Raw genomic sequence first — 9,443 nt, forward strand, 5'->3', positions numbered from 1 at the left:
TCGAGCCGACCACCGCCCCGACATCCCCGGCAACCGTGTCGCCGACCGGCGCAGCCCCGGCTGCCGTGGCCCCGACCGCGGCCGATGCCCCGGGCACGGCCGGCCCGCCGATCGGCGGTGCCGCCCCGACCACCCAGTCCAACGAGGACCCGCGCTGACGCGTCGCCGCGCGGGTCGTGGCGGCTGCGGCGGCGGGGAACGGTGACGCCCGTGAACCCGGATCTGTTCGTTCCCTTCCTGGCGCTCACGCTGCTCCTGATCCTGACGCCCGGGCCGATCGTCACCCTGATGATCTCGACCGGCGCGACCCAGGGGGCGCGCGCCGTGCTCGCCACCTCGGTCGGCACCATGGCCGGCAACACCGTGCTGATCGGCACGGTGGCGTTCGGCCTCGGCGTGGTCATGGCCAAGGCCGCCGTGCTGTTCGAGGTGATCCGCTGGGCCGGTGTCGCCTACCTGATCTGGCTCGGCGTGCAGGCGTTCCGGCGCAGCGGCCGCGGCGCCCCGGCCCCGGAGACCGGCGGCGTCCACGTGTCGCGCGGCTTCCTGGTCGCGGTCTCCAACCCGAAGACCATGGCGTTCTTCACGGCCTTCCTGCCGCAGTTCGTCGATCCGGCCCTGCCGGCGACCTTCCAGCTCGTCGTGATGGTGTCGGTCGCGGTGGCGTTGGCTGGCCTCCTCGACGCCGTGTGGGGGCTCGCCGCGGCGGCCGGGCGGGGCTGGTTCCTGGCGCCGTCGCGCCAGCGGCTGCTCGGCCGCGCCTCCGGCGCCGCCTTGATCGCCGGTGGCGTCTGGCTCGCGCTGTCGCGCCGTCCGGCCTGAGCGGACCGCGCGTGCTGCAGCACAATACCACCGGGTGCCTTGCCGACCCGCGCCCGGCAGGCTAGACCCGCGCGATGCTTCGCACAGCCCTCTATGCCGGGTCGTTCGACCCCGTCACCAACGGCCACCTGGACGTCGTCCGTCAGGCGGTCCGCCTCGCCGACCGCCTGGTGCTGGCGATCGGCATCCATCCCGGCAAAGTGCCGCTGTTCTCCGCCGCGGAGCGCGCCGCCATGCTGGAGGAGACGTGCCGGCCGGTCGCCGCCGAGGCGGGATGCGAGATCGCCTGCATCACGTTCGACGGCCTGGTCGTCACGGCGGCGCGCGAGCAGGGGGCCGTGGCGCTGATCCGCGGGCTGCGCGACGGCACCGATCTCGACTACGAGATGCAGCTCGCCGGCATGAACGGCGCCATGGCGCCGGAGATCGCCACCGTGTTCCTGCCGGCGTCGCCGCTGGCGCGCCCGATCACCGCCACACTGGTTCGCCAGATTGCCGCCATGGGCGGGGACATCTCGGCTTTCGTGCCGCCGGCCGTGGCCGCGCGGCTGAAGGCGAGGTTCGCCGCCCGGGCGACCTGACGAAAAGGCCGGCGATGCGATCCGCGACGCGATCCTCGCAGCTCGTGCGCCGCGCGATCGTCCGGACCGCCTGCCGTCTGTTCACCGCAACCGCGCTCGTCGTGATCGCGCCGTTCCATCGCAACGCCAAGGACGCTTCATGATCCGCTTGTTCGCAGCTCTCGCCGTGCTGATGCTCTCGGTCGCGGCGCAGGCCCAGCCGCTGCCGGCCGGCCTCGATCCGCAGAACACGATCCTGCTCGACACCAAGGACGGCCGCATCGTCATCAAGCTGCGGCCCGACCTCGCGCCGCAGCACGCCGAGCGCATCAAGCTGCTCGCCCGCGAGAAGTTCTACGACAACGTGCCGTTCCACCGCGTCATCGAAGGTTTCATGGCGCAGACCGGCGACGGCCAGCGCGGCAACGGCACGGGCGGCTCGAAGTATCCGGATCTGCCGGCCGAGTTCTCCAACGTGCCCTACAAGCGCGGCATCGTCGGCATGGCCCGCGCCGGCGACCCGAATTCCGCCAACAGCCAGTTCTTCATCATGTTCGCCGAGAACCCCGGCCTGAACGGCAAGTACACGGTGGTCGGCGAGGTGGTGCGCGGCATGGACGTGGTCGACAAGGTGAAGAAGGGCTCGCCGGCCGACAACGGCCGCGTCACCAACCCCGACAAGATCGTCCGTATGCAGGTCGCCGCCGACGCCAAGTGACCTTGGCGTCAAGTGATGCGGCGTGACGGTCTTGCGCACGACGTGATCATCTCCCGGCGGCGCGGCTCCGCGTCGGGTCGTGCCGCCGATCCGGTTCATCAGACTTCCATTCCAACCAAGGGACTTCACACGTGAGCGACGTCACCGAGAACACCCTTCTGCTCGAGACCACCCAGGGCCCGGTCACCATCGAGATGCGGCCCGACCTCGCGCCCGGCCATGTCGCGCGCATCAAGGAGCTGGTCCGCCAGAAGTTCTACGACGGCATCGTGTTCCACCGCGTGATCGAGGACTTCATGGCGCAGACCGGCTGCCCGCACGGCACCGGCACGGGCGGCTCGGGCCAGAAGCTGAAGGCCGAGTTCTCGCGCGAGAAGCACGTCCGCGGCACCGTCTCGATGGCGCGCGCCCAGAACCCGGATTCGGGCGACAGCCAGTTCTTCATCTGCTTCACCGAGGCGCCCTGGCTGGACGGCCAGTACACGGTGTGGGGCAAGGTGACGGCCGGCATGGACAACATCGACAAGATCAAGCGCGGCGAGCCCGTCAGCGACCCCGACAAGATCGTCTCGGCCCGCATGGCCGCCGACGCTGCGGCGTGATGTTCTTCGACAGGACCGTGTCTTCGCTTCACCTCTCCCCAGCGGGGAGAGGTCGGTGCTCGCGCGGTGGCGCGAGCACCGGGTGAGGGGGTGCCGCCCTCTCGATGGACTCATCGACGCTCGTTCCCCCTCACCCCGACCCTCTCCCCGACGGGGAGAGGGGGTCCCTCCGTGCTCGCGGCGTCGCCTCCGGACGTCAGCCGTCGGGAGGAGTGAGGATCCGAACGCGACCTAGTCCACTCTTATGCGCACCGATCTGTTCGACTTCGATCTCCCGCAAGAGCGCATCGCGCTGCGGCCCGCGAGCCCGCGTGATAGCGCGCGACTGCTCGTCGTGCGGCCGCAGGCGGGCGCCGACGCCGCGCCGGCGCTCGAAGACCATGTGGTGCGCGATCTGCCGTCGCTCCTGCGCCCCGGTGATCAGCTCGTCGTCAACGACACCAAGGTGATCCCGGCCCAGCTGTTCGGCCGGCGCCTCGGCCGCGGGCCTGAGGTGGCGATCGAGGCGACGCTGGTCGAGCGGCTGGACGGCAGCCGTTGGAAGGCCCTGGTCAAGGGATCCAAGAAGCTCTCGGTCGGCGACACGGTGCGGTTCGGCGACGAGGGTAAGGTCTGCTTCCTCGGCCAGCTCGACGCCAGCGTCGAGCAGAAGGGCGAGGGCGGTGCCGTGACGCTCGCCTTCACGTTCCACGGCCCGGTGCTCGACCAGGCGATCGCCGAGCGCGGCGCGATGCCGCTGCCGCCCTACATCGCGGCGCGCCGGCCGGCCGACGAGCAGGACCGCGCCGACTACCAGACGCTGTTCGCCCGCGAGGAGGGCGCCGTCGCGGCGCCGACCGCGGGCCTGCATTTCACCGACGATCTGCTGGCGCGCCTGCGCGACGCCGGGGGCGGGCTGCACACCGTCACGCTGCATGTCGGACCGGGCACGTTCCTGCCCGTCAAGGCGGACGACACGGCGGATCACCGGATGCACGCCGAGTACGGCGTGGTGAGCGAGGCGACGGCCGCCGCCCTGAACGCCGCGAAGCGAGCCGGTGGCCGCATCGTCGCGGTCGGCTCGACCTCGCTGCGGCTCCTGGAAAGCGCCGCCGACGAGGACGGCACGATCCGGCCGTTCGCGGCCGAGACGGCGATCTTCATCACGCCCGGATACCGCTTCCGCGCCGTCGACGTGATGATGACCAACTTTCATTTGCCGCGCTCGACCCTGTTCATGCTGGTCGCGGCCTTTTCGGGCCTCGACACCATGCGGCGTGCCTACGCCCACGCGGTCGCCACGGGCTACCGGTTCTATTCCTACGGCGACGCCAGCCTGTTGTTCCGCGGCGAATAGTCGGGTCGCCGCCGGCGCCGGAGGAGCGGACAACAACCGATACGTATTTCTCCTGTACAGCCTCTAAAAACCCGTGCAGTGTGGCCCGATCCGACGTGACTGAACCTCGAATCGAGCCGGCGCCGTCATGACCGAACGACGACGTTTCTGTCTGATCCTCGTGAAGCCGTCGCATTACGACGACGAGGGCTACGTCATCCAGTGGTTCCGCTCGCCGATCCCGTCGAATTCGCTCGCGGCGCTCTACGGCATCGCCAAGGACTGTGCGGCCCGCCAGGTGCTGGGCCCGGATGTCGAGATCGACATCCACGCGTTCGACGAGACCAACACGCGCATCCGGCCCGACAAGCTGGCCGCGATGATCAGGTCGGCCGGGGCCGGCATGGTGATGCTGGTCGGCGTGCAGTCGAACCAGTTCCCGCGCGCCCTCGATCTGGCGCGGCCGCTGCGCGCCGCCGGCATCGCCGTGGCGGTCGGCGGCTTCCACGTGTCCGGCGTCACGGCGATGCTGAAAGGCGTCGATCGTGATCTCGACGAGGCGCGCGCGCTCGGCCTCACGCTGTTCGCCGGCGAGGCGGAGGGGCGGCTCGACCGCGTGCTCGCCGACGCCGCGGCCGGGCGCCTCGCGCCGCTCTACGACTACATGGACGACCTGCCGTCGATCGAGGGCGCGCCGATCCCGCTGATGGCGGCCGAGCGGGTGCAGCGCACGGCGGGCGCGGCGACCAGCTTCGACGCCGGGCGCGGCTGCCCCTACCAGTGCTCGTTCTGCACCATCATCAACGTGCAGGGCCGCAAGTCGCGCCGTCGCTCGCCCGACGACGTCGAGACGATCGTGCGCACCAACTACGCGCAAGGCCTGCGCAGCTTCTTCATCACCGACGACAACTTCGCCCGCAACAAGGACTGGGAGCCGATCCTCGACCGGCTGATCCATCTGCGCGAGGTCGAGAAGCTCAACATCGGCTTCATCATCCAGGTCGACACGCTTTGCCACAAGCTGCCGGGCTTCATCGAGAAGGCGGCGCGGGCCGGCGTGCGGCGCGTGTTCATCGGGCTCGAGAACATCAACCCGCAGAACCTCGCCGACGCCAAGAAGCGGCAGAACAAGATCACCGAATATCGTGAGATGCTGCTGGCGTGGAAGTCGGTCCGCGTGATCACCTATGCGGGCTACATCCTCGGCTTCCCGGCCGACACGGTCGAGTCGATCATGCACGACATCGACGTGATCAAGCGCGAGCTGCCGGTCGACCTCCTGGAGTTCTTCTATCTGACGCCGCTGCCGGGCTCGGAGGATCACCGCAAGCTCGTGAAGGCCGGCGTGCCGCTCGACCCCGACCTCAACCGCTACGACCTCAACCACATCTGCGCCCCGCACGGGCGGATGTCGCCGGCCGAGTGGAACGACGCCTACCGGATGGCGTGGCAGCGCTACTACACGATCGATCACATCACGACGATCCTCAAGCGCGTCGCGGCGAGCGGCGGCAACGCCTCCAACGCGCTGTTCCTGATCACCTGGTTCAAGGGCTCGATCGACTTCGAGCGCATCCACCCGCTCGAGTCCGGCTTCCTGCGGCTGAAGTCGCGCACCGACCGGCGGCCCGGCGTTCCGCGCGAATCCGTGCTCGCCTTCTATCCGCGTTACTGGACCCAGACCGCCGTCAAGCTGGTGCAGTGGGGCATGCTCTACATGCGGCTGCGCCGCATCTATCTGCGCATCAAGCACGACCCGAAAAAGTTCGCCTACACGGACACGGCGATGAGCGCCTGGGACGCCGACACCGAGGGGCGCGAGCTGTTCGAGAGCGACGCCGCGCGCGCCTTCGTCGATCAGCAGCGCCGCGTGCAGGAGGCGAAGACGGCCGGCGTCGCCGCCCTCGGCCTGCCCGCCGCGGCGGCCGCCGAGGGGGCGTAGACGGACAGGCGGCTCCGGTCGGTCCGCGGCGCGGGCCGCAGGTTCGCGGCATTTGCCTCGAACTCCGTTCCCCCTCCGACGTCATCGCCGGGCTTGACCCGGCGATCCATTTCTATGCGAGAGAACGCTTTTTGGTGAAGGTGATGGATGCGCGGGTCGAGCCCGCGCATGACGCTGCCATGCGTGGCACGCGATGTGTGCATGCCCGAGGCCCTTCGCGGGGACGAGCGGACCTGCGGTTCGGTGCACTTCGCGACGTCCGCTTGCCCCGCGTCGGCGGCCCGCCTAGAACGGCCTCCCGTTCGATACATCTCCGCTTCCGAAGGCGTTTCCGCTTGAAGTTCACCCATCTCGCCACTGACGGCGTCGCCCGCCTGGGCACGCTCGAGACGCCGCACGGCACCGTGCGGACGCCCGCCTTCATGCCGGTCGGCACCCAGGCCGCCATGAAGGGCGTGCACTGGCACGAGGTGCGCGAGACAGGCGCCGACATCGTGCTCTCCAACACCTACCACCTGATGCTGCGCCCCGGCGCCGAGCGCATCGCCCGGCTCGGCGGCCTGCACGCCTTCATGGGCTGGTCGGGGCCGATCCTCACCGACTCGGGCGGCTTCCAGGTGATGTCGCTCTCCGAGCTGCGCAAGGTCGACGAGAGCGGCGTCACGTTCCGCTCGCACATCGACGGCGCGACCGTGGTGCTGTCGCCGGAGCGCGCCGTGGAGATCCAGCGCCTCCTCGGGTCCGACATCGCCATGCAGCTCGACGAATGCGTGGCGCTGCCGGCCGAGCGGGCCGAGATCGACCGCGCGATGCGGCTGTCGTTGCGCTGGGCGGAACGCTGCAAGCGCGCCTTCGAGCCGGATCTGCCGAGTGGTCGCGCCCTGTTCGCGATCGTCCAGGGCGGCGACGACGTGGCGCTCCGGCGCGAGAGCGCGCGCGAGCTCGTCGCGATGGAGTTCCAGGGCTACGCCATCGGCGGCCTGGCGGTCGGCGAGCCGCAGGCGACCATGCTGGCGATGATCGAGGAGGTCGCGCCGCTGCTGCCGACCGACCGACCGCGTTATCTGATGGGGGTCGGCACGCCCGACGATCTCTTGAAGAGCGTGGCGCGCGGCGTCGACATGTTCGACTGCGTGCTGCCGACCCGCAATGGCCGCCACGGCCTCGCCTACACGCGCCGCGGCCCCGTCAACCTGAAGAACGCCCGCCACGCCGAGGATCCGCGTCCGCTCGATCCGGAGAGCCCGTGCCGCATCGCCCGCGAGGTGCCGCGCGCCTATCTGCACCATCTGATCAGGGCCAACGAGACGCTCGGCGCCATGTATCTGAGCGTCGTCAACATCGCCTACTTCCAGACATTGATGCAGGACATCCGGGCCGCCATCGCCGAGAGTCGTTTCGCCGACCATGCGGCGGAGGTGACGGCGGCGTGGACGCGGGGTGACGTTCCCGCCCTGTGAGGCTAGGCTGCGGCGATCCGCCCCGTCCGGCGGTGGCCGACGTTCTCCAAATCGAAACGGTTCGCCGCTAGACCGCCCTCGACGTCCGCGTTCCACGCTCTCCGTGGGCCGCGATCCCCCGACGGCGCCGCCCGGGCGCCGTCTCGACGAGGCCCCGCCCGCGCCGGGTGCGGGCCGGATCTCTCGAAGTATCGGAGGACCAGCATGAAGAAAGCCCTGGCCACCCTCGCCGCCGTCGCCATGACGACACTGATCGCCGGCTCGGCCGCCGCCCAAAACTATCCGGACCGACCGGTGCGCGTGACGGTGCCGTTCGGCGCCGGCGGCGTCGCCGATCTCACGGTGCGCATCGTCACCGAGAAGCTCGGCCAGAAGCTCGGCCAGCGCTTCATCATCGAGAACATGCCGGGCGCCGGCGGCATCGCCTCGGCGCGTGCCGCGCTCTCGGCGGCGCCCGACGGCTACACGCTGACGCTGCTGTCGAACGGCAACGCCGTCTCGGTGCCGCTGTTCAAGAGCCTGCCCTACGACCCGGTGAAGGACTTCATGCCGATCTCGATCCTCGGCACGTTCGACTTCATCCTCGGCGTCAACGCCGCGTCGCCCTACAAGACGCTCGACGACGTGCTCGCCTACGGCAAGCAGAATCCCGGCAAGCTGAACGTCGGGACCATCAATGTCGGCAGCACCCAGAACCTCTCGGCCGAGCTGTTCAAGTCGCAGACCGGGCTGAACTTCTATGTCGTGCCGTATCGCGGCACGCCGGAGGTGATCATCGCGCTCTTGCGCGACGACGTGAACGTGATGATCGACACCTATGCGGCGATGAAGTCGAACCTGCAGGACAACAAGATCCGGCCGCTGGCGACCACCGGTGCGGAACGGTCGGAGATCCTGCCCGACGTGCCGACCGTCATGCAGTCCGGCGTCAAGGATTACGACGTGACGTCGTGGAACGCGCTGTTCGCGCCGGCCGGCACGCCGCCTGCCGTGATCGAGACGCTCAACAAGGCGCTGCGCGAGGTCCTGGCCGATGCCGACGTGAAGAAGCGGCTGCTCGAGCTCGGCATCTCGGCGCGGCCGACTTCGCCCGAGGAGCTGTCGAAGCGTCTCAAGGACGACATCGCCAAGTGGGGCGCCGTCATCGAGAAGGCCGGCATCCAGAAGCAGTGAGGACGTGAGGACGTCTCGCCGGGTCGTCGTCCGCGCCGACGGTCGCGGATGACGATCCCGGACGACGATCCAGGACACGGGGAAGGGGGCGGGCCGTGGCGGCCCGCGCCCGTCGTCACGATCAAGCGAGCGGCGCGCCGATCTTCACCGTCAGGGTGCCGACGCCCTCGACCGCGCACTCCAGCGTGTCGCCCGCGACGGTCGCGGCGACGCCGGCCGGCGTGCCGGTCATGATGATGTCGCCGGGCGCGAGCGAGACCATCTCGGAGAGCTTCGAGATCACCTCGGGCACGTTCCAGATCATCTGCTCGAGGTCGCCGTCCTGGCGCAGCGTGCCGTTGCAGGCGAGCGTGATGCGGCCCTTCGACGGATGGCCGATCTCGGCGGCGGGCTTGAGCGCGCCGCACGGCGCCGAGGCGTCGAACGACTTGCCGATCTCCCACGGCCGCTGGATCTTTCGCGAGGCGATCTGCAGGTCGCGGCGGGTGAGGTCGATGCCGACCGCGTAGCCGTAGACGAGCGAGAGCGCGTCCTCGGTCCTGATGTTGCGGCCGCCGCCCTTCAGCGCGACGACCAGCTCGACCTCGTGATGCATGTCCTTGGTCAGCGGCGGGTAGGGGACGGTGGCGCCATCCGGCACCACGGCGTCGGCCGGCTTGGCGAAGAAGAACGGCGGCTCGCGCTCGTCCTGCCCCATCTCGCGGATGTGCTCGACATAGTTGCGGCCGACGCACCAGATGCGGCGGACCGGGAAGAGCTGGTCCGATCCGGCGACCGCGAGGGTCGCCTGGGGGGCAGGATCGATCACGTAGCGCGCGCTCATGAAGACGTCTCGGTGAGGGTGGCGGGGG

9 protein-coding genes are annotated in these 9,443 nt (G+C 69.8%); 8 read left to right on the forward strand and 1 reads right to left on the reverse strand.

Annotated elements, in window-relative coordinates; translation table 11 throughout:
• Positions 1 to 210 precede the first annotated feature (210 nt).
• From CCR97_RS06570 to CCR97_RS06605, 8 genes are all read left to right on the forward strand, one after another.
• Positions 211 to 822: a LysE family translocator gene (locus tag CCR97_RS06570; RefSeq protein WP_170146080.1), complete on the forward strand. Its 612-nt coding sequence runs from the start codon at positions 211 to 213 to the stop codon at positions 820 to 822.
• Between the two features lie 74 nt (positions 823 to 896).
• The gene (gene coaD / locus CCR97_RS06575; RefSeq protein ID WP_111360264.1) at positions 897 to 1,403 is read left to right on the forward strand and encodes a pantetheine-phosphate adenylyltransferase; all 507 of its coding nucleotides are present in this window, start codon (positions 897 to 899) and stop codon (positions 1,401 to 1,403) included.
• A 139-nt stretch (positions 1,404 to 1,542) separates the two neighbouring features.
• Positions 1,543 to 2,100, forward strand: a complete 558-nt coding sequence (locus tag CCR97_RS06580) for a peptidylprolyl isomerase (protein WP_111360265.1) — start codon at positions 1,543 to 1,545, stop codon at positions 2,098 to 2,100.
• Positions 2,101 to 2,231: 131 nt separating this feature from the next.
• On the forward strand, positions 2,232 to 2,702 hold the full coding sequence (locus CCR97_RS06585; protein WP_111360267.1) for a peptidylprolyl isomerase: 471 nt from the start codon (positions 2,232 to 2,234) through the stop codon (positions 2,700 to 2,702).
• 244 nt (positions 2,703 to 2,946) lie between these two features.
• The gene (queA, locus tag CCR97_RS06590) at positions 2,947 to 4,038 is read left to right on the forward strand and encodes a tRNA preQ1(34) S-adenosylmethionine ribosyltransferase-isomerase QueA (RefSeq protein ID WP_111360164.1); all 1,092 of its coding nucleotides are present in this window, start codon (positions 2,947 to 2,949) and stop codon (positions 4,036 to 4,038) included.
• Positions 4,039 to 4,165: 127 nt separating this feature from the next.
• Positions 4,166 to 5,959 (forward strand): B12-binding domain-containing radical SAM protein, encoded by a 1,794-nt coding sequence (locus CCR97_RS06595; protein WP_201159396.1) that lies wholly within the window; start codon positions 4,166 to 4,168, stop codon positions 5,957 to 5,959.
• 335 nt (positions 5,960 to 6,294) lie between these two features.
• On the forward strand, positions 6,295 to 7,419 hold the full coding sequence (tgt, locus tag CCR97_RS06600) for a tRNA guanosine(34) transglycosylase Tgt (protein ID WP_244670309.1): 1,125 nt from the start codon (positions 6,295 to 6,297) through the stop codon (positions 7,417 to 7,419).
• Between the two features lie 204 nt (positions 7,420 to 7,623).
• Positions 7,624 to 8,592, forward strand: coding sequence for a Bug family tripartite tricarboxylate transporter substrate binding protein (locus CCR97_RS06605; RefSeq protein WP_111360029.1), 969 nt, complete (start codon positions 7,624 to 7,626; stop codon positions 8,590 to 8,592).
• A 121-nt stretch (positions 8,593 to 8,713) separates the two neighbouring features.
• Here CCR97_RS06605 and CCR97_RS06610 read toward each other — a convergent pair whose 3' ends face one another.
• Positions 8,714 to 9,415 (reverse strand): fumarylacetoacetate hydrolase family protein, encoded by a 702-nt coding sequence (locus CCR97_RS06610; protein WP_111360030.1) that lies wholly within the window; start codon positions 9,413 to 9,415, stop codon positions 8,714 to 8,716.
• Between the last annotated feature and the right edge of the window lie 28 nt (positions 9,416 to 9,443).

The sequence above is a fragment of the Rhodoplanes elegans genome, from assembly GCF_016653355.1.
GTDB lineage: Bacteria > Pseudomonadota > Alphaproteobacteria > Rhizobiales > Xanthobacteraceae > Rhodoplanes > Rhodoplanes elegans.

Excerpts from the sequence above, each read along its gene's own strand:
- CCR97_RS06595 (WP_201159396.1), top strand. The coding sequence starts at position 4,166 with ATGACCGAACGACGACGTTTCTGTCTGATCCTCGTGAAGCCGTCGCAT.
- CCR97_RS06605 (WP_111360029.1), top strand. The coding sequence starts at position 7,624 with ATGAAGAAAGCCCTGGCCACCCTCGCCGCCGTCGCCATGACGACACTG.
- CCR97_RS06580 (WP_111360265.1), top strand. The coding sequence starts at position 1,543 with ATGATCCGCTTGTTCGCAGCTCTCGCCGTGCTGATGCTCTCGGTCGCG.
- coaD (WP_111360264.1), top strand. The coding sequence starts at position 897 with ATGCTTCGCACAGCCCTCTATGCCGGGTCGTTCGACCCCGTCACCAAC.
- CCR97_RS06610 (WP_111360030.1), bottom strand. The coding sequence starts at position 9,415 with ATGAGCGCGCGCTACGTGATCGATCCTGCCCCCCAGGCGACCCTCGCG.
- queA (WP_111360164.1), top strand. The coding sequence starts at position 2,947 with ATGCGCACCGATCTGTTCGACTTCGATCTCCCGCAAGAGCGCATCGCG.